At 61.9% G+C, this 22,767-nt stretch carries 19 protein-coding genes; 12 read left to right on the top strand and 7 right to left on the bottom strand.

Features of this window, described 5'->3' with window-relative positions; all coding sequences use genetic code 11:
- Window positions 1-53: 53 nt before the first annotated feature.
- Window positions 54-1,871, bottom strand: a complete 1,818-nt coding sequence (locus tag EOW68_RS03325; protein ID WP_128223751.1) for an L-lactate permease — start codon at window positions 1,869-1,871, stop codon at window positions 54-56.
- A 652-nt stretch (window positions 1,872-2,523) separates the two neighbouring features.
- On the opposite strand from EOW68_RS03325, the gene EOW68_RS03320 reads away from it, so the two are divergent.
- Both EOW68_RS03320 and EOW68_RS03315 read left to right on the top strand, forming a co-directional pair.
- Window positions 2,524-2,727, top strand: coding sequence for a hypothetical protein (locus tag EOW68_RS03320; protein ID WP_128223750.1), 204 nt, complete (start codon window positions 2,524-2,526; stop codon window positions 2,725-2,727).
- Between the two features lie 66 nt (window positions 2,728-2,793).
- Window positions 2,794-3,741 carry a D-2-hydroxyacid dehydrogenase gene (locus EOW68_RS03315; RefSeq protein ID WP_128223749.1) on the top strand — a complete coding sequence of 316 codons (948 nt, stop codon included), beginning with the start codon at window positions 2,794-2,796 and terminating at the stop codon, window positions 3,739-3,741.
- Window positions 3,742-3,763: 22 nt separating this feature from the next.
- Here the strand turns inward: EOW68_RS03315 and EOW68_RS03310 are convergent, their stop codons facing one another.
- The gene (locus tag EOW68_RS03310) at window positions 3,764-6,811 is read right to left on the bottom strand and encodes an FAD-binding and (Fe-S)-binding domain-containing protein (protein WP_128223748.1); all 3,048 of its coding nucleotides are present in this window, start codon (window positions 6,809-6,811) and stop codon (window positions 3,764-3,766) included.
- A gap of 177 nt (window positions 6,812-6,988) precedes the next feature.
- Between EOW68_RS03310 and EOW68_RS03305 the strand changes: the two genes are divergently transcribed.
- Window positions 6,989-7,627: a dienelactone hydrolase family protein gene (locus tag EOW68_RS03305; protein ID WP_128223747.1), complete on the top strand. Its 639-nt coding sequence runs from the start codon at window positions 6,989-6,991 to the stop codon at window positions 7,625-7,627.
- Between the two features lie 114 nt (window positions 7,628-7,741).
- On the opposite strand, the gene EOW68_RS03300 is transcribed toward EOW68_RS03305, so the two are convergent.
- Window positions 7,742-9,679 (bottom strand): archaea-specific SMC-related protein, encoded by a 1,938-nt coding sequence (locus tag EOW68_RS03300; protein WP_128223746.1) that lies wholly within the window; start codon window positions 9,677-9,679, stop codon window positions 7,742-7,744.
- 127 nt (window positions 9,680-9,806) lie between these two features.
- Between EOW68_RS03300 and EOW68_RS03295 the strand changes: the two genes are divergently transcribed.
- On the top strand, window positions 9,807-10,307 hold the full coding sequence (locus EOW68_RS03295; RefSeq protein WP_128223745.1) for a helix-turn-helix domain-containing protein: 501 nt from the start codon (window positions 9,807-9,809) through the stop codon (window positions 10,305-10,307).
- Between the two features lie 198 nt (window positions 10,308-10,505).
- Here EOW68_RS03295 and dph2 read toward each other — a convergent pair whose 3' ends face one another.
- The 3 genes from dph2 to EOW68_RS03280 all read right to left on the bottom strand — a co-directional run bounded on the left by dph2 (window position 10,506) and on the right by EOW68_RS03280 (window position 13,671).
- On the bottom strand, window positions 10,506-11,561 hold the full coding sequence (gene dph2 / locus EOW68_RS03290; RefSeq protein WP_128223744.1) for a diphthamide biosynthesis enzyme Dph2: 1,056 nt from the start codon (window positions 11,559-11,561) through the stop codon (window positions 10,506-10,508).
- Between the two features lie 445 nt (window positions 11,562-12,006).
- A complete protein-coding gene (locus EOW68_RS03285) occupies window positions 12,007-13,110 on the bottom strand; it encodes an aminotransferase class V-fold PLP-dependent enzyme (protein ID WP_128223743.1) in 1,104 nt (367 codons plus the stop codon).
- Window positions 13,111-13,164: 54 nt separating this feature from the next.
- On the bottom strand, window positions 13,165-13,671 hold the full coding sequence (locus EOW68_RS03280; RefSeq protein WP_128223742.1) for a TspO/MBR family protein: 507 nt from the start codon (window positions 13,669-13,671) through the stop codon (window positions 13,165-13,167).
- A 179-nt stretch (window positions 13,672-13,850) separates the two neighbouring features.
- Between EOW68_RS03280 and EOW68_RS03275 the strand changes: the two genes are divergently transcribed.
- The 8 genes from EOW68_RS03275 (at window position 13,851) to EOW68_RS03240 (ending at window position 22,291) form a co-directional block, all read left to right on the top strand.
- Window positions 13,851-14,927: a tubulin/FtsZ family protein gene (locus EOW68_RS03275; protein ID WP_128223741.1), complete on the top strand. Its 1,077-nt coding sequence runs from the start codon at window positions 13,851-13,853 to the stop codon at window positions 14,925-14,927.
- A 49-nt stretch (window positions 14,928-14,976) separates the two neighbouring features.
- Window positions 14,977-16,245 (top strand): LeuA family protein, encoded by a 1,269-nt coding sequence (locus EOW68_RS03270; protein ID WP_128223740.1) that lies wholly within the window; start codon window positions 14,977-14,979, stop codon window positions 16,243-16,245.
- A gap of 327 nt (window positions 16,246-16,572) precedes the next feature.
- Window positions 16,573-18,342 (top strand): biosynthetic-type acetolactate synthase large subunit, encoded by a 1,770-nt coding sequence (gene ilvB / locus EOW68_RS03265; RefSeq protein WP_128223739.1) that lies wholly within the window; start codon window positions 16,573-16,575, stop codon window positions 18,340-18,342.
- Entirely contained in the window at window positions 18,339-18,998 is a 660-nt protein-coding gene (gene ilvN, locus EOW68_RS03260) for an acetolactate synthase small subunit (protein WP_128223738.1), read from the top strand. The genes ilvB and ilvN overlap by 4 nt, the downstream gene beginning before the upstream one ends.
- Before the next feature lie 3 nt (window positions 18,999-19,001).
- Window positions 19,002-19,997, top strand: coding sequence for a ketol-acid reductoisomerase (gene ilvC / locus EOW68_RS03255; protein WP_128223737.1), 996 nt, complete (start codon window positions 19,002-19,004; stop codon window positions 19,995-19,997).
- Window positions 19,997-20,236, top strand: a complete 240-nt coding sequence (locus tag EOW68_RS03250; protein WP_128223736.1) for a DUF7989 family protein — start codon at window positions 19,997-19,999, stop codon at window positions 20,234-20,236. The genes ilvC and EOW68_RS03250 overlap by 1 nt, the downstream gene beginning before the upstream one ends.
- Window positions 20,229-21,692 carry a 3-isopropylmalate dehydratase large subunit gene (leuC, locus tag EOW68_RS03245; RefSeq protein ID WP_128223735.1) on the top strand — a complete coding sequence of 488 codons (1,464 nt, stop codon included), beginning with the start codon at window positions 20,229-20,231 and terminating at the stop codon, window positions 21,690-21,692. Before EOW68_RS03250 ends, leuC begins: the two co-directional genes overlap by 8 nt.
- A complete protein-coding gene (locus EOW68_RS03240; protein ID WP_128223734.1) occupies window positions 21,692-22,291 on the top strand; it encodes a 3-isopropylmalate dehydratase small subunit in 600 nt (199 codons plus the stop codon). Before leuC ends, EOW68_RS03240 begins: the two co-directional genes overlap by 1 nt.
- A 42-nt stretch (window positions 22,292-22,333) precedes the next feature.
- Here the strand turns inward: EOW68_RS03240 and EOW68_RS03235 are convergent, their stop codons facing one another.
- Complete coding sequence (locus EOW68_RS03235) at window positions 22,334-22,738, bottom strand: CBS domain-containing protein (RefSeq protein ID WP_128223733.1); 405 nt, start codon at window positions 22,736-22,738, stop codon at window positions 22,334-22,336.
- Between the last annotated feature and the right edge of the window lie 29 nt (window positions 22,739-22,767).

Genomic DNA, 22,767 nt, shown 5'->3' with positions numbered 1-22,767 from the left:
GGCTGCGCCTACGGAGGTCGGACAAATAAAATCGAATGGTTGGATCCGGTGAGTCAGAACGTGCCCGTGAAGAACACGAACACGAACAGCATCGTCAGGATGCCGGACATCACCGCGTAGTACAGCAGTGGTATCATATTCAGGCGTATCACGCGCCCCTCCTGGCCGATCAGCCCCACGGTCGCCAGTGCTGCGACGACGTTGTGAATCGCGATCAGGTTCCCGACGGCACCACCGACGGCCTGTGCGCCGACGACGATCGTCCGGGAGACCTCGATCGAGCCGGCGGCAGTGAACTGGAACGGCCCGAAGGTGAGATTCGAGACCGTGTTCGAGCCGGCGATAAAGGCGCCGAGCCCGCCGATTAGTGTCGAGATGGCCGGATAGGCGTTACCCGTCGCGTCTGCAGTCGCCTTCGCCAGTGCGTCGATCATGCTGTCGGCGAACGCAGCATCGGGTGCGCCAGCGGCCCCGAGCATGACGTTGACCATCATCAACACGAAGGTGAGCGCGATAAATGGTCCGGCGATCTTCTGTACTGCCTCGCCCCAGGCAGATTTGACCTGCTTACCGCTCATGCCAAACAGCGGGATCGCGATGATGGCACTGAGTAGCAGCCAGAAGCCCGGGACGTTGACCCAGGCGAAGGAGTTCCCCTGCCCCGTCCCGAGAATGTCAGCCCAGGCGAGCACGATTCCGAGCGTGAAGTTCCCGACTTCGACGCCGATATCGGCGTTGTTGATGAAGTCGCTGATCGGGTCCACAGCCCGCGTGATGACAAGCAGCACGACCAGGAAGAGGTACGGCGACCACGCCTGGAACAGGCTGATATCCTCACCTTCGGTTTCGAGGCCTTCTCCGCCGGGTTCGATCGTCCCGACCCAGTAGTCGGGCCACTCCTCCTGTGGGGGGAAGTCCCACTCGTCTTCGGGCAGTAGGTATCCCTGGCTCAGCAGGCCGATCGTGAGGAAGCCACCGACCATCGAACCGATCAGTGCCGGGAACTCCGCCGAGATCAACCACGCGACCCCGACGTACGGAATGACGAAGGCTATCCCGGCAAAGAGGGTGAGCGGGAGCACCTCCTTCACTGGCTGGAGCGATCGCTCCTCGCCGAAGAAGTAGACGACCATCGCCACTGCGATCGTCGGCATCAGGAAGCCGATGAGCCCGTGGAATATGGCCGCCCACGCTGCGACGTCGTTCGCGAACGCAGTCGCAGCACCGATCTGGTCCATCCCCGCGTAGGGCGTGCCCTCGGCGGCGAGCGTCCCGAAGTACGCCTCCGAGTCGAACGGATTTCGGATACCGATCACGATCGGCGTCCCGACGGCACCGTAGGTCACTGCGATGATGTGCCCGATCAGCGCAGCGACGACCGCTGCCAGCGCTGGGAACCCAAGGCCCAGAAGCAGCGGGGCGACAACCGCCGGGGGTGTCCCGAATCCCGCGGCCCCTTCGATGAACGTCGCCAGGAAGAATCCCAGCATGACGATCTGGACACGCCTGTCGTCCGAGACCCTGGCGAACCCCTGGTTGATCCGATCCAGCGCCCCGGCCTGCATCATCGTGTACAGCAACACCAGTGCCCCGAACACAATATACAGGATCGTCAACGCGGTTATTAACCCATTAATCGACGACGCTGCCAGGTATGTGGCGCTGTTTTCCCAGACCAGAAAGCCGACGATCAGTGCGACGACCCACGCGATCGGCATCGCTCTCGTCGCCGGCCACAACAGCCCGACGAGCAGTATCGCGACGACCAGCAACGGCGATACTGCCGCGAGGAGTTCGACCCCACCGATACCTGGATCCAGTTCACTCTGCAAGGGGAGAAGCGTCCCCACCGCCCAGAGTGCGCTATTCATCCGACGACCACCCGAGTTTGTTTGTAAGCAATCCCCCTGCCGTGCCTGTGGTGATTGTTCGGATCATATTTGTGTGATGTGGACGGTACTGACAGCCACACCGACAGCCGGACGAGAGGGTATCGGTCGCTGGAATACGCCTCTCAGAGGTGACAGCCGCTCTCTGCCGGTGAAGATGCCACTTTGTCCCGACGATCTCTCGTAACCGAGTCCCACATCTATAGGCAAATTCCACCATTATCTATTTAAAGCTTACTCAAGTCGAACATGTCGGTTTCCAATGTGTTTTTCCAGATGTGAATGAATATTTCGCAGGCTGCCCGTGAATTGCATCGATCAGAGTTATTTTCTCCATCGATCATTCTGATAATTTATTATAGATTGCACAGGACAGGTAGGATCGGCAACGCTCATACTGCCGGCTGTAAATTCGTAAAGATATGTGCTACTCCGGGGTGGCGCAATTCTTCAGTTTCTTACAGCCGGCAGTAGCACTCATAGTGATTATTGCGGTAATTTTCAGCACGGCAGCGAAACCGAGGCTGTTTCGGCCCTCCTAGACCAGTTCTATCTGAACTTCGCGGTACAGACTCGCAATAATCACTATCACAGGGCACCGTCTTTTTTATACAGACCCGTGGTAGATCCATACATGTTCGAGGAGACGGACCTCTACACGGTCGCAAAACTGGTCGGTGTGTTCCTCGTTGCTCTCATCGTGATCAATGCCTTCGATCATCTGTTCCGCAGGATCCTCGCCGGTGAGTTCGCCTGGGACGTAACCGGCACACTCTCGGTACTGGTAGTCCTCGGGCTGGTCGTCGCACTCGGTGTGCAGTTTTTCGCGACCCGGTAGCCCGTCCCGGAGTCTGAGACCCGAACTGGCACCACCTCTTTATCCGAGGTCGTCGACCACCTACCTATGGACGGGACACAGATCGCGGTCCTCCGCCAGCAGGTTCACGGTATCGCCCACGAGACGTACGCAGCGGCGCTCGAAGACCGGCTTCCGGAGTGTGAGATTACGCTCGCGTCGACTCCCGGTGAGGAACAGGAGCTACTCGAAACGGCAGATATCGCGACAGGGCTGTCACTCTCCGAGTCGGATCTCGATCAGGCGGAGAATCTGGAGCTGTTCGCCTGCGTGTTCGCCGGCACGGGCCACCTCGATCTGGACGCCTTCCGCGAGCGATCGGTGTCGGTGACCAACGCCGCGGGCGTTCACTCGACGAACATCGCAGAGTACGTCACCGGCGCGATGATCATGCTGGCACGGCAGTTCCCGACGGCGATCGACCAGCAAGAACGACACGAGTGGCGCAGTTTCCAGACCCGGGAGCTGTACGACTCGACGGTCGCGGTGGTCGGTCTCGGTGCGATCGGCCAGACAGTCGTCGATAGACTGGGCGCGTTCGGGATGGAGACCGTCGGTGTCCGGTACTCACCCGGGAAGGGCGGGCCGACCGAGGAGGTGTACGGTTTCGACGAGATCCACGAGGCCGTCGCGGATGCCGAGTACGTCGTCCTTGCCTGCCCGCTCACCGACACCACGGCGCAACTGATCGACGACGAGGTCTTCCGGACCATGCGAACGGACGCGATCCTCGTCAACATCTCCCGGGGCCCGGTCGTCGACACCGACGCACTGCTCGAAACACTGCACGTCAACGGGATCGGCGGCGCAGTGCTGGACGTGACCGACCCCGAACCGTTGCCACAGGACCACTCGCTGTGGGATATGGGAAACGTCGTCATCACGCCACACAACGCCGGCCACACACCCGAGTACTTCGAGCGGTGTGCGGATATTCTCGCCGAGAACGTCGAGCGACTCGCCGACGGAGACGAACTCAAAAATCAGGTCGTCTGAAAACAGGACCGCCAGATCGCCGTTACCTGACCGACGAGGAGTCGACGGCATCCGCGAGTTTCTCGACCGGATGTGGTGGTTTCGTCTCGCCCTCGCGATCACCGAGCTGTGAGCGACAGGAGGCACCGGGTGCAGTCACCGTGTCGCCGTTGCTTTCCTCGACCTGATCGAAGAGGATCTGTCCGATCCCCTTCGAGATCTCGTAGTGTTCTTCCTCGTAGCCGAAGGAGCCGGCCATCCCACAACACGAGGAATCCAGCGGATCGACCGCGTAGCCGGCCCGCCGGAGGACGCCGACCGCGTGGTGGTCCTTGTTCGTCGCCTTCTGGTTGCAGTGGCCGTGGTAGGTGAGTTCCTCCTCGACACCGTCGAAGGCGAGTTTGCCGTCGATATCCATCCCGTCGAAGTACTCCATGATCCCGTATGCTGCGGCCGAGACCTTCTGGACGTTCTCGCCGTCGAGCAGATCCAGATACTCGTCCTGGAACATCACCGCATCCGAGGGTTCGACGAAGACGACCGACCAGCCGTCGTCGACCCGCGGCGCGAGGAGGTCGACGTTGGTCTGGGCGTGTTCTTCGGCGTCGTCGAGATAACCGAGGGAGAACGCAGCCCGACCGGACGGCGCGAGATTACTCGGAATCTGGACGTGGATGTTCGCCGCTTCGAGCACCTCGATCGCGGCTTTGCCTGGCTCCAGATAGCTGTAGTTCGTGAAGGTATCCGGGAAGAGGACGACCTTCGCGTCGGCCTGCCCCTCGGGAACCGTCGAACCGCCACGGGCCTCGAACCACGCTTCTAAGCTCTGGCGCTTGAACGTCGGCAGTTCACGATCCCGGGCGATACCGAGCGTCTTCTCCATCACGATCCGGGCGCCGGGCAGTTTCGGCGCGATGTTCGAGACGGGTGCGAGTTTACTCCCGAGTTCGGCGAAGCTGTCGATGTTGCCGAACAGTTTCGAGCGCATGCTCGACCCGTGCTCGCGGTGGTATTCGTGTTTCACCTCGGCTTTCAGTTTCGCCAGGTCGACACCAGTCGGGCAGTCGCTCTTGCAGCCTTTACAGCCGACACAGAGATCCAGCACCTCCGACTGGAACCGCTCGGAGTGGATCTCCTCGTAGGGGAGTTCGCCGCTGATCGCAGCCCGGAGCATGTTCGCCCGGCCGCGTGTCGTCTGGATCTCCTCTTTCGAGGCGCGGTAGGTCGGACACATCACGTCGGAGTCGGTCTGCCGGCAGGTGCCACAGCCGTTACAGAGTTCGACGAGCTGTGAGAAGCCGCCTTCGTCGTCGAAGTCGAGATCCGTCATCGGCTCGATCGACTGGTAACTCGCGCCGTAGCGGAGATGTTCGCGGTTGTCCGCGCCGACGCCGCGGTCGTTGTCCGGCCCCGGATCGTCGACGCCGGATCGGTAGACCACGTTACCCGGATGCATCAGCCACTCCGGATCGAAGGCGGTTTTCAGTTCCTTGAACGCCGTCCAGAGATCCTCACCGTACATCTTGGGGTTGAACTCCGTCCGGGCCCGGCCGTCGCCGTGCTCGCCTGAAAAGGCACCGTGGTGTTCGAGCACGAGATCGGTCACGTCGTCGGTGATCGAGTGCATCTTCTCGATGCCCTCGCCGTCTTTCAGGTTCAGGATCGGACGGATGTGCAGTGTGCCCGAACCGGCGTGGGCGAAGTACGCTGCCGAAGTGTCGTGGTCGGTCAACACGTCCTCGAACTTGCCGACGTATTCGGCGAGTTCTTCCGGTGGGACGGTTGCATCCTCGATGAACGGGTACGGCTTCGGATCGCCCTCCAGACTCATCAGCAGTGGAATCGCCGCCTTCCGGAGTTTCCAGATATCCGCCTGATCCTCGTCGGTGTAGGCTTCGAGGACGTCGAAGGCGTCACCCTCGTCGACGAAGTGGGCGTTCGTGTCCGCGATGGCCGATTCGAAGGCCGCTCGCTGGTCGCCATCGGCGGAGATCAGTTCGTTGTCCCACTCGAGCATCAGTGTCGCCGCAGTGCCGTCGGGGATCGGTTCGGCGTACTCGGCGTACCCCTCGGACTCGCTCGCGAGGCGAAACACCTCGTCGTCCATCAACTCGACCGCGCTCACCGGGAACTCCAGGGCCTCGGGCACGGCCTCCAGCGCCTCGATCAGCGTGTCGAAACAGTACAGCGCGAGCGCCGTCTCCGTTGGTTTGGTGACAAGGGAGACGGTCGCCTCGACGATGACGCCGAGGGTCCCCTCCGCCCCCACGAACAGTTTCGAGAGGTTGATGACCATCTCACCCTCGTCGTTCTCGTAGATCACCTTGTGGAGGTTGTAGCCCGAGACAGAGCGTTTCAGCGAGGGGTATTTGTCGTCGATCTCGCCCTGGTTGTCTTCGACGAGCTGGCGGACCGTCCGGTAGATCTCCGCTTCCATCCCGTCGCCGGAGACGATCCCCTCGTACTCCTCGGAGTCGAGGACCACTTCCCGCGTGTGGATCAGTTCGCCGTTGACGAGGACGACCTTGAGTTCCTCGGTGTAGGCGTCGGTGATACCGTACCGGACCGAGTGCGCGCCCGTGGAGTTGTTGCCGATCCCCCCACCGACGGTCGCGCGGTTCGAGGATGCCGGGTCGGGCGCGAACTTGAGGTCGTGTTCAGCCAGCGCCGAATCGAGATGGTCCTGCACGATACCCGGCTGGACCGTCGCGCGTTTGGCGTCGGGATCGATATCGACCAGATCGTCCATGTACTTGGTGAAATCCATCACGACACAGCCCGGACCGACTGCCTGGCCGGCGAGCGACGACCCCGTCCCCCGTGGCAGGATCGGCACTTCGTACTCCTGTGCAAGTTCGACGGTCGCCTGCACGTCCTCGACGGTCCGTGGCAGTACGACGCCAGCAGGTCGGGCCTGATAGATGCTCCCATCGGTCGCGTACAGGATCTGTGAGTATTCGTCGAACTGGACATCCCCACTGACCTCCTCGCGCAATGCGGTTGCAAAGCCACTGTAGGCCGGAACATCTGGTCGCTCGGTGTCGAGTGTCTGGACCGAGGTGTCCCACGCCCCTGGATCACTGCGTGCCATAGTATCCGTAATTATCGTTAAGGATAAAAAAACCCTTGCCATCACTGTATTCAGGTACGTAGTATGACAGTTCTGGGCGGTATTGGGTTGCGGGAATCTATAACGAAAATTTCTAAGGATTATTATATGTTGGGAATGTCCGCCTGTATATTACAGTTCCCGGGCGGTAGGAGTCTCATGGGGACCACAGTACGGGAGGTGGCATTTTCGACGGGCGAGGGCTCGTTGCGCGGAGAGTTGAGAGTACCAGCACGGGCAGAGACTGTGGTCGTAATATTATCGGGGGAGTGTGGGGCTGGCCAGACACCACAGGAATCGGCCCTCGAGAGAGAGTTCACCGACCGGGGGATCGGTACCTTCGTCGTCGACCTGCTCACTGCGAGGGAGGCGAGCGAACGGGAGAGTCGGCTGGATATCGAGTTACTCGGCCGTCGGATCGACTCACTGCACAACTGGCTCGGGCGGCAGGCGATGCTCGACACACTCGATATCGCCGTCTGCGCCGCAGATACCGCCGCACCGGCAGCAATACAGTACGTCGACAGCGCCAGCAGCAAACCGGTGGCAGTCGCGTTTTGGAATGGACGGCTCGATCTGCTCGATGGCGAGCTGTCGGGGCTGGAGATCCCAGTTCTGTTCGCCTGTACCGAGCAAAACAGCTTTCTCACACAGCTAAACCAGACGGCCTACGACAGCCGCGCCGTGGACAGTAAGCGAGCGGAGTTTCTGGCAGTGGCCGGCCGTATCGACGGTGGGCAGATCGCAACCTGGTTCGAGCGACAGCTCACTGCAGATCGGTCGCCACAGCACGTCTGAGAGTGATTAGTGCGGTTATTTTCGTGACCGAGTCACAGATCACGGTGTGTCACGGCGTATCACCCACATTGTGCGTTGCCAGAGCCGTACAGACCCGCAATAATCACTGTGAGGTTAGATATCCGTAATTCTGTGGTCGGGCAGCGTCTCGTGATCAGCAAATGCGGCCGCGTGATCGGGCAACAACACCATGACGAGATACGGGACGTACTCTTTCAGATAGGAGGCGAGTTCGACGAGTCGCTGCCCGTCGACCATCTCCAGTGAGTCGAGTAACATAAATGGAACCTGTTCGTGCGCGTCGTGAGCGAGATATCCCGCCAGCGCAACGACGAGTCCGACGAGTTCGCGTTCACTCTCGCTCAGGTGTTCGAAGCGATCCTCGTAGACGGTCCCATCGTCGGCCGCCCGGACGACGTGGAGTTCGAAGACTCGTTCCGTGAGCGTCTGGCTCCCCTCTTCGATCTCTCGCTGTGACGGATCGAGCCAGATCCGTTCGATGTTGTCGTATTCGAGTGTGTCCAGAATCTCGGCCATGTGTGTGTTGAAGGCCTCGACAGCCTCCGTTTCCAGACGGTCGACGCGCGTCCGGAGTTCGGTCAGTTCGTCGGAGAGCTCCTCGCGTTCGGTTTCGAGCGTCTCGCGGTCGCCGGACCAGTCCTGGAGTTGCTCGATCTCCGCCTCGACCTCGTCGAGTTGCTCACTGATCCGTCGGCGTTCGAAGGCCAGTTCGCTCACCTCCTCCTGGAGCGCCAGTACCTCGCTCTGGCGATCCTGTTTCAGGTCGGCGACGGTCGCTTCCACCTCGTCGATACGGTCTTCGAGTTCCGCCCGTCGGCTCCGGAGTCGCTCGATGGCAGATTGGCGGTGCCGGATCTTCTCTTCGAGATCGGACAGCTGTGCTTCCAGCTCGTCGTACTGTTTCTGTGTCTCCTGTAGTTCCGACCGTCGCTCGACGGCCTGCTCGATCTCGTCGGTGATCCTGTTTCGCTCCGAACTGTGTTGCTGGTGGAGTTCACGGAGCCGGTCGAGTGTCTCCTCGATCCGGTCCCTGCTTACCTCACTGCCACAGGTCCAGCAGACGGTCTGCTGGTCGGTCAGCTCCGGGGTCGTCTCGCGCTCTCCAGCCAGCGGCGACGACTCCGAGAGACGGTCGTCGTTGAACCGGATCACCTGCTGGAGTTCACTGATCGTCGATCCGAGCGAGCGTTTCTGAGTTCGAAGCTGGTCGATGCGCTCGTCGAGTGTCGCCAGTTGCTCCTCGTCGGGGGGCGACAGTGCGTCGTACTGGTCGGCGATCTCCTCGCGTTCCTCACGGAACGATTCGAGACTCTTCTGTTCGACGGCCAGACTCTCCTCGACTGCCTCCCGGTCGGCCCGGAGATCACGGAGTGTATCCAGCTTGGCTTCGAGTTCGGCCTCGATTTCGGACTGGCTCTGGCCCTCGGCCGCCCGCTGGGCCGCCTCTAGCTCGTTACGCTTGCGTTCAAGCTGGTCGTCGAGATCGTCAAGTTTTGCCTCGTACTCCCGACGTTTGGCTCGCTTTCGTTCGAGTTTCGTATCGATCTGGTCGTACTGATCGAGTCGCTGGTCGATCTCGCGCCGGCGTGTGACGATCTCCCCGATACGGTCGTTGATCTCCGTGATATCGAGTGGGCGAACGATCAGCTCCCGGATATCGCCACCCTCCCGGACGGTTTGCCGGATCTCGTTCGAGCCGAACAGAACCGCGTACAGTTCGGCAAGCTCGGGCTCGTCGACGTAGGGCTCGCAGTCCCGTTCGATGTGGCTGTTTTCGCGCTGGAGTCTGCAGACGTACTCGTCGTTCCCCACCCGGAGTGTGGCCTCCCCGGCCTCTGCATCCCGCTTGAGAGTGAAGTTATCAGTTCCGAGGGCGGCCGCGATCGCCTGCAACAGGGATGTCCGGTTTGTCGCATTCTTCCCGACAAGAACTGTAACGCCTGGAAAAATAACCTCGGACGCCCGCTCGATACCGCCAATATTCGCCGCAGATAAGTGGACCTCTGGAAGAGATGTGACAGACTGCCCCATAGTTCAGATATCAGTTGGATGTTAAAAAAAGTTTCTTTATCGACGGTACGGAATTATCGATAAGAAAAACCGGAGGCGGTGAGTGAGAAAAACTAATATTAAATCCGGGAGTAAAGACCGTCGTAGAATGTGTGCCGACCGGCGGAAAGAGCTCGTCCGGCATCTCACCGGGTCAGAACTGGACGACCGGCTGACGGCGACGAACGACGAGGCGCTGTTGCGCCGGTACATCTTCGTCAAGAATCTGTACTGCGGCGATACGATCGCGGCGGCTGCAGACCGCGTGGGCCGGTCAGAGTCGACCGGCGATCGGTGGGCGACAGCCTGGAACCGCGGCGGCCCGGCGGCACTCGTGCCGGAGAAGGGTGGTGGCCGGCCACCGAAACTCGACGAGAGCGAGCGTACCGCGCTTCGAGAGCGGTTGGCCGGCGGAGAACCGTGGCAGTCGGCAGAGATCGAGCAGTTGCTCGACGAGGAGTTCGACGTCAGCTTTCACCCCAACTATCTCCCGACGTTCCTGCACGATCTCGGAATGCACCACGTCCCCGCATCCACCGAGCAGCGCCGCGAAAAGGCGGCTGATGGGAACGACCCCCCGACCGGAGCTGGTGGTTGGACGTTCGAGTAAGTGTACACTGTAGCGAGTCGGGTATCGATGTCTATCACCGGCGCAGTTTACTTGCAGTGGTTTTCTTATTCGAGATTCACGAAGTCGGTCGGTCCGACTGACCGTCGGAAAGACAATCTAACATCTGACCAGTTCCAGAGCGTGAACTGACAGCGAGAAGTGAACTCCGAGTGGTATGAAGAGTCCGAACAGTGGCAGTTACCAGGTGCCGTGGAAGGTGTCGAACTCTAGCTCGTCGAGTGGTTTTTCGCCGATCGCGATCTTGTACTCGCCGGGTGTCAACATTGGGGAGTTGAACTGCGGGCCGTCGTCGGTCGTGATCCGCGGACAGCCGGTGTTGACGTAGGCGTCGAGGCCGAAGTTCAGGAGTCGATCGGGGGTGACTTCGTCCATCGTCAGCAGGTAGGCGTCGTCGTTGTTCTCGACGATCTCCTGGGCCTGGTCCCACCGGCCCTGGCCGATCTTCGTACAGAAGATCACACCCCAGCTGTCGGCATCCATCGCCTTGTGGACCGAAGCGTAGCGCTGTTTCATGAACTTCTCTGTGTCTGCGATGGTGACGGCGTTGTTCACCGGATCTGCGATGACGACCTTCTTGTCGGGGTGTTCCATCGCCAGTCCGAGCGGGTGGAACTTCCCGCCGCCGACGTAGAGAATCTGGTCGGCGTCGACGTCCGCGGAGGCGTAGTTACAGCCGAGCACCTGTCCTTCGTTGGTGAGTCGGTCGTCGCCCCGCCGGACGTGAACTGTGTAGCCCTGTTCTTCGAGATACTCGCGCATATCATCGAACTTGTTCATGTGCTGGGCCGTCGTGACGAGGCCGACGTCTGCATCCTCGTCGGCCGGCGTGAGTTCCTCGTCGATCGATCGCTCGACGATGGGCAGCACCTCGACGTTCGAGAACAGCGGGACGTAGATGATCTTGTCCGACTCTTTCATCGGCGAGTGGCCGAAGTGCACGAACACGTCGGTTCGTTTCATCAGATAGGTATCCAGATCGCAGGCACCGTAGCAGGGCTGGCCGGAGATAAGAACTGTCACATCGTCGGGGAGTGTCTCGCGGAGGTCGTCGGCGACGCCGGGGCCGCGGCGTTTGAGTCCTTCGGGTAGCTGCAGGCCGACAGAGTCCGCGTCGCGTTCTTCTACCTCTTCGACAATCCGGTCGAGTTCGTAATCCCACTCCCGGTCGTGGCGGAGTGACATTCCAGTTTTCCGGAGGTCGCCATCGGGTCTGTCGCTCGAATTCTGGCTCATTGCACCTGAATAACTGCTCGGCCGGTAAAACGACGGCGTTTCGATGGTGGGGTGTGTCTGGAGTTGGCGTATAACTCAGAAGGAATGCTCTGGATATAGCCAAGAACAGCAAGAAAGCCCCCGTCCGATTGACCGCCCGAGGCTCGCTGCGGTCCTCACCCTCCGGGTTGCGGTCCTTGCATCGCCTGGGACGGATCAATCGGACGCCGGGAGACTCCGTCTCCCGAGCAATCGGGCGCTTCGCGCCCGATGACGGCCCCTTTCAGCCCCACCCATCCAGCTTGATTGGCCAGCCGACACGGGTGGGACTGAAAGGGGCCGAGCTATCAGCGAACCCCGACGACGCAAGCACCTACTGGAGCGCAGCGAGTCGCGGGAGCTGATAGCTCGGGGGCTTTCTTGCTGTTCTCAGCGTTAGCCGTTCCTCAAGTCTCACAAAATCAAGCTACAACAGATCCAGCAACAGATCGACATCTTCCTCGGTGTTGAACACGTGAACCGAGACCCGGCATGCGTGCGGTTCCGGGAGCGTTCGAATCTTGATTCCCTCCGCCGACAGCCGCTCGACCAGCTCCTCGGGCTCGTCAGCCGCAAACGTCACCAGTCCAGTGTTCGAGTCCTGTGGCGAGAGGAGCCGATCCCCGAGCCCATCCTTCAGTCGATCCGTAAGCCGCCCGATCCGCCCTTCGATCGTCTCCAGTCCGATCGACTGCATCGTCTCGATTGCTTTCTCCAGTCCCACGTACGGCGAAACTGACTGCGTACCGAGATCGAACCGGCGGGCGTCGGGATGGAACTCGTACTCCTCTGCACTCGGATCGGTCACCGAGAAGTAGCCGATCCGAGAGGGAGACAGCTCCGCCATCCCGTCGTCGCTGACGTACAGAAAGCCCGACCCCCAGAGGCCGAGCAGCCACTTGTGCCCCGATGCGGCGACGAAATCTGCCCCCCACTCCTCGACGTCGAGCGCCATCTGCCCGGGGGCCTGGACTGCATCGACCAGCACCAGCGTGTCGGCGTCGTGGGCGATCTCGACGATCTCCTCGATCGGGAGTCGAGTCCCGTAGTTCCAGGTCGGGGAGTTGACACAGAGCAGGCGGGCATCCGCCACCGCGTCGGCGAGTTCGTCGAGATCGATCCGGCCGCGCTCGCTGTCGATCACGCGGGTCTCGATCCCGTGGAGGTCGGCCATCCGCTGCCACGGGAGCACACTCGCCGGGTGTTCGGTGTCCGTCCGGACCACCACATCCCCCTGCTCCCAGTCGATCCCCGTCGAGACGTGGTTGATCCCCTCGACAGTGCTGTCCGTGAGCGCGACGTGTTCGGCGTCGGTGCCGAGCAGCGAGGCGACTGCCTCGCGCGCGCTCGCGAGTGCCTCCATTGGGGGGTCGTACATCCCCTCCTCGGCTGGGGCGCGATACTGGTGGTGGCGTTCGAACTCCGCGGCGGCCTCGACGACCGGCCGGGGACTCGGTCCACTCGCACCGGTGTTGAGATACCGACACTCCGACAACGCTGGCATCTCGTCACGTAGCGTCTCCGGATCCATACAGCCCACTCGGAGCGCCCGGCCTATCAAACCGCCGCCTGCGAGCCAGTCGAGCTATCCAACACCAGCGTAGATTGCATAGTTCAACACGAAGGCGAAGCTCACCCAGGCCAGGTAGGGGACGAGCAGTCCGGCCGCACGGCGGCTGATCCAGTTGAACGCGACGATGGTGGCGACGATGGCCAGCCAGAGCGCGCCGATCACGACCAGCCCGAGGTCGGGGCGCTGGAGGCCGAAAAACACCGGCGTCCAGGCAACGTTCAGCGCGAGCTGGACAGCGAAAATGGAGATGGCGGTTCTGACTTCCTCTGTCGACGTCCCGGCTGGCCGCGAAACGCCCTCTCGCCAGACGAGAAAGAGGGAGATCCCCATGAGCGTGAAAAGGAGCGTCCAGACGACCGGAAACGCGATATCGGGTGGGAAAAACCACGGGCGGTCGATCCAGCCTGTATCGGCACCGAACAGCGCGGCCGGCGCGGCACCGATCACATTCACGCCGACAACTGCAGCGATTGCAACGGTGATCTCTCGGGTAGAGAACCTGCGAGTTTGGGTGGCCATACGCGCCCTACACAACGGAGAAAAGAAAGAATTGTTCCCTGGTTGAACCGTCCCGGAGTCAAGACCCGAGGCAGTCGGCTTGCTCCGCCGGTAGACTGAGGAAACCCCGAACCGTGTCGAACGTCTCACCGAGAGAGATGACCCAACGTTCATTATCCGGTACAACAACATAATCAGATATGAAAGTCGTCCTGATTGGTGTCGGCCAGGCGGGTGGGAAGGTGACACAACGCCTCGCCGAATTCGACGAACAGATGGGATTCGGTGCTATCCGGGATGCCTTCGCCGTCAACAGCGCGAAGACGGATCTCCAGTCGCTGGATATCGACACGATGCTCATCGGCCAGGACAGGGTCAAGGGCCACGGCGTCGGCGGTGACAACGAACTCGGCGCGGAGATCATGCAAGAGGAAGCCACCGAGGTGATGGATATGCTCGACGGCCGTGTGACGACCGAGGCCGAGGCCGTCGTGATCGTCGCCGGACTCGGCGGTGGGACCGGGTCGGGTGGCTCGCCCGCGCTCGCGAAGGAACTCAAACGGGTGTACGATATCCCCATCTACGTGCTCGGAATTCTCCCCGGCCGCGACGAGGGGGCGCTGTACCAGGCCAACGCCGGCCGATCGCTGAAGACGGTCATCCGGGAGTCCGATTCGGCGATCCTGATCGACAACGATGCCTGGCGGACGAGCGACGAGACGGTCGAAGAGGGGTTCGAGAACATCAACCAGCAGATCGCACAGCGTGTGGGGCTGCTGTTCGCCGCCGGCGAGGTTGTCGACGGTGTCGGCGAGAGCGTCGTCGACTCCTCGGAGATCATCAACACGCTCAGAAACGGCGGGATCGCCTCGCTGGGCTATGCAAGCGCCGAAGCCTCCGAAGACGCCGGCGAGAACGTCAACGCCATCACCAGCATGACGCGCAAATCACTGTTGACGAGTATGAGCCTGCCGAACGCGGTCGACGCCGAAGCGGCGCTGCTCGTGATCGCCGGCCAGCCAGAACGGATCTCTCGAAAAGGTGTCGAGCGCGCGCGCAAGTGGGTCGAGGAGGAGACCGGCTCACTCCAGGTCCGTGGTGGGGACTTCCCGCTGGACAGCGATCGACTCGCCGCCCTCGTCTTGCTGGGCGGCGTCGAGCGCTCCCAGCGTGTCCAGGAGTTTATGCAACGCGCAGCCGACGCACAGGCCGAGGCCGACGACCGCGGCGACCCCGCCGAGCAGTTCGACAACGACCAGCTCGACGACCTGATGTAACCATCTCGGTCCGTGGTATCGGGACACACGGGAGACCGCGCCTAGATAGATATATAAGTCTGGACGAACCCTAGTCGAATGCTTATGTCCAACAACGAGGATTCGTCGGGTTCCCCGGCGGATCGAGTTCTTCCAGGGTACACTGGACAGTACGTCTGAAATCACAGACGCACGAATTTTCGACACCACGCTCCGCGACGGAGAGCAAACGCCACGAACGTCGTTTTCCTACGAGGACAAACGCGAGATAGCGGCGCTGCTCGACGAGATGGGCACCCACGTCATCGAGGCCGGGTTCCCCGTTAACAGCGACGCGGAGTTCGAGGCCGTCCGTGACATCGTCGAGACGAGTTCGACGACGATCTGCGGGCTGGCACGAGTTGTCGAAGCAGATGTAGAGGCCGCGCTCGACAGCGGCGTCGATATGGTGCACGTCTTCGTCTCCACCAGCGACGTCCAGCTCGAAGACTCGATGCACGCCACCCGCGAGGACGCGACCGAGCGGGCCGTCGAGTCGATCGAGCGCGTGAAAGACGCCGGCGTCGAGTGTATGTTCTCCCCGATGGACGCGACCCGGACCGACGAAGGGTTCCTGCTCGAAATCATCGAGGAGACCGTCGACGCCGGCGCGGACTGGATCAACATCCCCGACACGACCGGTGTCGCGACACCGACCCGGTTCCAGAAGATGGTCGGAAAGGTCGTCGAGGTAGCCGACGCGGGCGGCGCGCGCGTCGACGTCCACACCCACGACGACTTCGGGCTGGCTGCTGCGAACGCACTCGCCGGCTACGAGGCAGGTGCCAGCCAGGCGCAGGTCTCGATCAACGGGATCGGCGAGCGCGCCGGCAACGCGGCCTACGAAGAGGTCGTGATGGCGCTGCGGTCGCTGTACGACGTCGACACCGGGATCGATACGACGGCGATCACCAAACTCTCCCGCGTCGTCGAGGAGAAATCCGACGTGCCGGTGCCGGGCAACAAACCCGTCGTCGGTGCGAACGCCTTCTCCCACGAGAGCGGGATTCACGCCGCCGGCGTCATCGAGAACTCCGATACGTTCGAGCCCGGCGTCATGACTCCGGAGATGGTCGGAGCCCAGCGCGAACTCGTGCTCGGGAAACACACCGGCACCCACTCGGTCCGGGAGCGGCTGAAAGAAGCCGGCTTCCGGCCGACCGACGAGGAAGTCACCGAGGTCACCCGCCGTGTCAAGGATTTCGGTGCCGAGTCCCAGCGGGTGACGATGTCCGAACTGGAGAAGTTCGCCCGCGAGATCGGTGTCGACCACGAGAGCGAAGAGGAGGTCCGCGCGTAACCCCATGACTGGAGCGGGGTTTTGCGGGCCCACCGACGAGCCAGCGGTGGCCAGCGGCGGCTGTTGCGGACTGTCACGGAACGTTTATTATGGACCGCAGACAGAGATACGTACTGATGCCACAGCACGCTGGACGACGGTCGCAGTCCCGTTCCAGCAGCCGCTCCCCAGCGGAGCGACTCGACGCGATTCTTATTGTAGGGGCGGTATAGCCCCACTATCATCACCGAAACTGTTTCGGACTGGCCTTCTCGACAGCAGCACAGTGGTCGACCAACACCAACACAACCCAGAGAACAATGAACAACACACAACGAGGGGATGCAGATGAGTGAACGCGCATCCGTCCCGAAAGAGGAGCGAACAGACGAGGAACAAGCAGAAACTGAGACGGTCGACGGCGTCGCGACTGGCGCGGAGTCGGTCGTCGCCGGACTCCAGAACGCCGGTGTCGAACACCTCTTCGGCGTCCAGGGCGGTGCGATCATGCCCGTCTACGACGCCCTGTACGAACACGAGGAGATGGACCACATCACGATGGCCCACGAACAGGGCGCAGCCCACGCGGCCGACGCCTACGGCATCGTCAGAGGCAAGCCGGGCGTCTGCCTGGCGACCTCCGGCCCCGGCGCGACCAATCTGATCACCGGGCTCGCGGACGCGAACATGGACTCCGATCCCGTCATCGCGCTGACTGGCCAGGTGCCGACGGATTTCGTCGGCAACGACGCTTTCCAGGAGACGGACACGATCGGCGTCACGCAGCCAGTCACCAAGTACAACAAGTTCGCCGAAAGCTCGGACACGGTCGGCGACAGCATCGGCGAGGCGTGGGCACTGGCAAACGAGGGTCGCCAGGGCCCGACGCTGGTCGATCTGCCCAAAGACGTCACGCAGAGCGAAACCGACGTCGCACCAGGGCTTCCCGAGACGCCCGACACCTACAATCCGCCGACAGAGGCAGACCAGGTCATCGTCCAAGAGGCGGCGGACGCACTCGCAAACGCAGAGCGACCGGCGATCCTCGCCGGCGGTGGCGTCATTAAAGGCGAGGCCTGTGAAGAACTCCGGGCCTTTGCCCGCGAGTACGAGATCCCAGTCGTCACGACGATGCCCGGCACGGGTTCGTTCCCGGAAGACGACGAACTCTCCCTGGGCATCGCCGGGATGCACGGCACGGGCTACGGCAACCTGACGATCTCGAACAGCGACGTTCTACTCGGCATCGGGACTCGCTTCGACGACCGCCTGACCGGCGGCATCGACACGTTCGCACCCGACGCGGACATCATCCACGTCGACATCGACCCGGCAGAGATCTCGAAAAACGTCGAAGCCGACTACCCGCTGATCGGCGACGCAGCCGTCGTCATCGAGCAACTCGACGAGGCACTCACACAGTCGCCACCAGCCGGAGAGTGGCGCGAGCAGTGCCAGACCTGGAAGGAGGAGTACCCACTCGACTACGAGATGCCGGAAGACGAACCGCTGAAACCACAGTACGTCGTCGAGAAGTACGACGAAGTGACCGACGACGACTGTATCGTCGCGGCCGGCGTCGGTCAGCACCAGATGTGGGCCTGGCAGTACTGGACCTGGAAGAAGCCCCGAACGTGGGTCACCTCCCACGGCCTCGGGACGATGGGCTACGCAGTGCCCGCCGCGATCGGCGCGAAAGTCGCCGCACCGGATCAGGAGGTCGTCGCCTTCGACGGCGACGGCTCCTTCCTGATGACGGCACAGGGACTCTCCGTGGCGGTTCGCGAGGGACTGAACATCACCATCGTCGTCCTCAACAACGAGGCTGTCGGGATGGTCCGGCAGTGGCAGGACGGCTTCTACGAGGGTCGGCGGATGGCTTCGGAGTATCCGTGGATCCCCGAGTTCGACAAACTCGCCGAGGCATTCGGCGCACAGGGGCTGCGACTCGAAGATCCCGACGAGGTCGAGGAGACGATCCAGCAGGCCCGCGAGTACGAGGGGCCGACAGTGATCGACGCGATCATCGACCCGACAGAGAACGTCTACCCGATGGTTCCGAGCGGCGGCGACAACGCCCGCTTCGCACTGAACGAGGAGCACCTGGATCAGCTATGACACAAGGAGAACTTCCCGGTCCTGGACCGGACGAGCGGATGTTGCCGAAAGGACGGCGAAACAAACAGGGTATCCGGATCGATCCGGAGGCCGAGGCCGAACACCAGCCAGAGCGTGCCTTGCTCTCGGCGCTGGTCAAACACGAACCCGGCGTGCTGGCGGAGGTTTCGGGCCTCTTCAGCCGCCGACAGTTCAACATCGAATCGCTGACCGTCGGTGCGACGATCGACGACGATTTCGCACGGATGACGATCGTCATCGAGGAGCCCCGCCCGGGCATCGATCAGGCCAAAAAACAGCTCGAAAAGCTGATCCCGGTCATCTCGGTGCGCGAACTCGACCGGGATGCGGTGCAGCGAGAACTGGTGATCGTGAAGGTCAACGGAACGGAACCGGACAAGGTCAACGCGATCACCGATATGTACAACGGTGAGACCATGGACGCCGGGCCACGGACGATCACGATCCAGCTCACCGGCGACCACCAGAAGATCGACGACGCACTCGACGCCTACCGGCAGTTCGGCATCCGTGAGATCGCCCGGACTGGCTACTCCGCGCTCGCACGCGGGGAGGCCCCGACAGCGCAGGTCTCCGAGCCGAATCAGGCACCCACAGACGCACAGACAGCGACAGAAGAAGCTGCAGACGACTAAAAGATGACAGACGAGTTTACGACAACGGTATACAACGAAGACGACGCCGACGTATCGGATATCGAAGACAAGACGGTCGCAGTGCTCGGCTACGGTAGCCAGGGACACGCACACGCCCAGAACCTCGACGACAGCGGTGTCGACGTGATCGTGGGCCTGCGCGAGGACTCCGCCTCGCGTGCAGAAGCCGAAGCAGACGGTCTAGAGGTGGCGACACCGGACGTGGCCGCCGCCCGAGCAGATACGGTCGTCATGCTCGTCCCCGACACCGTCCAGCCGGCGGTCTACGAGGCGATCGCGGAGGGACTCGACGAGGGCGACACGCTGCAGTTCGCACACGGCTTCAACATCCACTACGGCCAGATCGAGCCCCCTGAAAATATCGACGTGACGATGGTCGCGCCGAAATCCCCCGGCCACCTCGTCCGGCGGACCTACAAACGCGGCGAGGGCACACCGGGACTGCTCGCAGTCTACCAGGATGCAACAGGTGAGGCCCACGACGAGGGACTGGCCTACGCACAGGCGATCGGCTGTACCCGCGCGGGCGTCATCGAGACGACGTTCCGCGAGGAGACCGAAACAGACCTGTTCGGCGAGCAGGCCGTCCTCTGTGGCGGTGTCACCGAGATGGTCAAAGCCGGCTTCGAGACGCTCGTCGACGCGGGCTACTCGCCGGAGATGGCCTACTTCGAGTGTCTGAACGAGCTCAAACTGATTGTCGACCTGATGTACGAGGGCGGCAACATGGGCATGTGGAACTCCGTCTCCGACACCGCGGAGTACGGTGGCCTCACACGCGGCGAGGAGGTCATCAACCGCGAGGGGATGGACAAGATCCTCGAACAGGTCCAGAACGGCGAGTTCGCGACGGAGTGGATCACCGAGAACCAGGCGAACCGGCCGGTGTACAAACAGACACGGTACGCGGAGCAGAACCACCAGATCGAGGAGGTCGGCGAACGACTGCGCGAGCTCTTCGAATGGGGTGAGCAGTAATGGAGATGCGAGATATCGATCACACACACCCACACACGGGCGAATCGTTCGGAACACAGTACTACGACGCAGGCGCAGTTGCGGCCGACGGTGGTCGCGAAGCGGCGGAGAAAGCTGACGAAGACGCCGAACAGACGACGGAGACGATGGCCGACGTAGACCACGACGCCTCGGAAGGGACGGTACGTTCCTTCCAGCGGGGCAGCGACGGCCGCGAGTCATCAGTAGAACATGAGTGAAAACACGCTATACGACAACGTCTGGGAGAATCACAAGGTAACCGAGTTGCCCAACGGGCAGGATCAGCTGTTCATCGGGCTGCATCTCATCCACGAGGTGACGAGCCCACAGGCCTTCGCGATGCTTCGCGAACGCGAGATCGACATCGCCTTCCCGGAACGCAACTTCGCGACGACGGACCACATCGCACCGACCGAGGAAGCAAAGCGAGACCGGCCGCTCCAGGACGAGGAAGCAGAGGAGATGCTCTCCGCACTGGAGCGGAACGTCTCCGAGGCCGGGATCACCTTCTTTGGCTTCGAGTCGGGCAAACAGGGGATCACCCACGTCGTGGCACCGGAACTGGGCCTCTCACAGCCCGGGATGACCGTCGCCTGTGGTGACTCTCACACCGCCACTCACGGCGCGTTCGGGTCGATCGGCGTCGGTGTCGGCACCAGCCAGATCCGCGACATCCTCGCGACGGGCTGTATCGCCGCCGACAAACAGAAAGTGCGCCGCATCAACGTCGAGGGGAGCCTCGGCGAGGGTGTCTACGCCAAAGACATCATCATGAAGATCATCAAGGATCTGGGTGTCGACGGCGGCGTCGGCCACGTCTACGAGTACGGCGGCCCGGCGATCGAGGCACTCGACATGGAAGGTCGGCTCGCGGTCTGTAACATGTCCATCGAGGGCGGCGCTCGCGCGGGCTACATCAACCCCGACCAGACAACCTACGACTATCTCGAAGGGCGCGAGTACGTCCCCGAAGGCGAGGAGTTCGAGGAACTCAAGAAGTACTGGGAGTCCATCAGTTCGGGCGCGGACGCAGTGTACGACGACGAGGTGACGATCGACATGAACGACGTCGATCCGCTCGTCACCTGGGGGATCAACCCCGGACAGGTAATCGAGGTCTCCGAGCCGATTCCGGCCCCGGAGGACTTCGAGAGCCGAACGGACCGCGAGGCTGCCGAACAGGCACTGGAGCACATGAATCTCGAAGCCGGCGACTCGATGCTCGGCTACGATGTCGACGTTGCCTTCCTGGGCACCTGTACGAACGGCCGCGTCTCCGATTTCAAGATCGCAGCCGACATCCTGGAGGGTCGCCAGGTCGCAGACGGTGTGCGCGCACTCGCCGTCCCCGGCTCCGAGACCGTCCGCCAGCGGTGTGAAGAGTTAGGCATCGACGAGACGTTCATCGAGGCCGGCTTCCAGTGGCGCAGGGCCGGCTGTTCGATGTGTCTCGCGATGAACGACGACTCGCTGGAGGGTGACGAGGTCTGTGCCTCCTCCTCGAACCGGAACTTCATCGGCCGGCAGGGCTCCAAGGAGGGCCGTACCGTGCTGATGAGTCCGGCGATGGTCGCCGCCGCCGCAGTCGAAGGCGAGGTGACCGACGCGAGACGGTTCTTCGACGAGGAGACGCCGACCGTCACTGCGAACGACGTCGAGGAGGTGGCAGACTGATGAGCGAGAATCATATCACCGAGGTCGGCGGCACCGGTGTTCCGATCCCCGGAGACGACATCGACACGGACCAGATTCTCCCGGCGCGGTTCATGAAGGAGGTCACGTTCGACAACATGGCGGATTATCTCTTCTACGATGCCCGCCGTGACGCCGACGGCGAGTTCAACGACCACCCGCTCAACCGGTTCGAGGGTGCCTCGATCGCGGTCGTCAACACCAACTTCGGCTGTGGCTCTTCCCGGGAGCACGCCCCGCAGGCGATGATGCGGTGGGGCGTCGACGGCGTCGTCGGCGAGAGTTTCGCAGAGATCTTCGCCGACAACTGCAAATCGCTTGGCATCCCCGCGGTCACCGCCTCCCACGAGGAGGTTACCCACCTGCAGGAGTGGATCGAAGACAATCCTGATGGGGAGATCGAGATCGACGTCGAAGAAGAGACCGTCACCTACGGAGAGAACGTCATCGAGGGTGAGATCGACGACGCGATGAAAGAGGCGCTCGTCGACGGCATCTGGGATACGACGACGCTGATGTACTCGAATCTCTCGAAAGTCGAGGAGACGGCGGGCAAACTGCCCTACGTCACCTCCGACTGAGCCAGTACGCTGTTTCTTGCAGGCCGAGACTTCCAGTGAGATCTATGCTGGCGTCGGCTGCTGGACTTCCGAGATGTAGGCGGTGAGATCCGTCGTCGAGAGCATGCCGATGAGGTGATCCTCCTGGTCCACGACCGGGAGGTGGTGGATATCGTAGGTGATCAGTCGGTCGGCAGCGTCCCGGATCGAATCCTGTGCGGTGACAGTGATGACGTCCGTGGTCATGTACTCCCGGACCGCGGTGTTGTCTTTCGGTTGCTTCTCTGCGACGATCTGCACGAAGTCCGTACTCGTCAGAATTCCACGGAGCAGTCCATCCGCGTCGACGACGACGACCGATCCGATGTTTTCTGCCATGAGCTTCTCGGCTGCATCTTCGACTGGCGTGTCGGCTGTCACTGTGACGACATCGGACGACATCAAGCGGCCGACGAATATGTCTTCCATAGCTCATCTAGACACGCAGAAAGCTAATG

The sequence above is a fragment of the Halovenus amylolytica genome (assembly GCA_004015825.1).
GTDB classification, from domain to species: Archaea; Halobacteriota; Halobacteria; order Halobacteriales; family Haloarculaceae; genus Halovenus; species Halovenus amylolytica.
This window is presented reverse-complemented; position numbering and strand designations above follow the sequence as displayed.

Excerpts from the sequence above, each read along its gene's own strand:
- EOW68_RS03325 (WP_128223751.1), bottom strand. The coding sequence starts at position 1,871 with ATGAATAGCGCACTCTGGGCGGTGGGGACGCTTCTCCCCTTGCAGAGT.
- EOW68_RS03320 (WP_128223750.1), top strand. The coding sequence starts at position 2,524 with ATGTTCGAGGAGACGGACCTCTACACGGTCGCAAAACTGGTCGGTGTG.
- EOW68_RS03315 (WP_128223749.1), top strand. The coding sequence starts at position 2,794 with ATGGACGGGACACAGATCGCGGTCCTCCGCCAGCAGGTTCACGGTATC.
- EOW68_RS03310 (WP_128223748.1), bottom strand. The coding sequence starts at position 6,811 with ATGGCACGCAGTGATCCAGGGGCGTGGGACACCTCGGTCCAGACACTC.
- EOW68_RS03305 (WP_128223747.1), top strand. The coding sequence starts at position 6,989 with ATGGGGACCACAGTACGGGAGGTGGCATTTTCGACGGGCGAGGGCTCG.
- EOW68_RS03300 (WP_128223746.1), bottom strand. The coding sequence starts at position 9,679 with ATGGGGCAGTCTGTCACATCTCTTCCAGAGGTCCACTTATCTGCGGCG.
- EOW68_RS03295 (WP_128223745.1), top strand. The coding sequence starts at position 9,807 with ATGTGTGCCGACCGGCGGAAAGAGCTCGTCCGGCATCTCACCGGGTCA.
- dph2 (WP_128223744.1), bottom strand. The coding sequence starts at position 11,561 with ATGAGCCAGAATTCGAGCGACAGACCCGATGGCGACCTCCGGAAAACT.
- EOW68_RS03285 (WP_128223743.1), bottom strand. The coding sequence starts at position 13,110 with ATGGATCCGGAGACGCTACGTGACGAGATGCCAGCGTTGTCGGAGTGT.
- EOW68_RS03280 (WP_128223742.1), bottom strand. The coding sequence starts at position 13,671 with ATGGCCACCCAAACTCGCAGGTTCTCTACCCGAGAGATCACCGTTGCA.
- EOW68_RS03275 (WP_128223741.1), top strand. The coding sequence starts at position 13,851 with ATGAAAGTCGTCCTGATTGGTGTCGGCCAGGCGGGTGGGAAGGTGACA.
- ilvB (WP_128223739.1), top strand. The coding sequence starts at position 16,573 with ATGAGTGAACGCGCATCCGTCCCGAAAGAGGAGCGAACAGACGAGGAA.
- ilvN (WP_128223738.1), top strand. The coding sequence starts at position 18,339 with ATGACACAAGGAGAACTTCCCGGTCCTGGACCGGACGAGCGGATGTTG.
- ilvC (WP_128223737.1), top strand. The coding sequence starts at position 19,002 with ATGACAGACGAGTTTACGACAACGGTATACAACGAAGACGACGCCGAC.
- EOW68_RS03250 (WP_128223736.1), top strand. The coding sequence starts at position 19,997 with ATGGAGATGCGAGATATCGATCACACACACCCACACACGGGCGAATCG.
- leuC (WP_128223735.1), top strand. The coding sequence starts at position 20,229 with ATGAGTGAAAACACGCTATACGACAACGTCTGGGAGAATCACAAGGTA.
- EOW68_RS03240 (WP_128223734.1), top strand. The coding sequence starts at position 21,692 with ATGAGCGAGAATCATATCACCGAGGTCGGCGGCACCGGTGTTCCGATC.
- EOW68_RS03235 (WP_128223733.1), bottom strand. The coding sequence starts at position 22,738 with ATGGAAGACATATTCGTCGGCCGCTTGATGTCGTCCGATGTCGTCACA.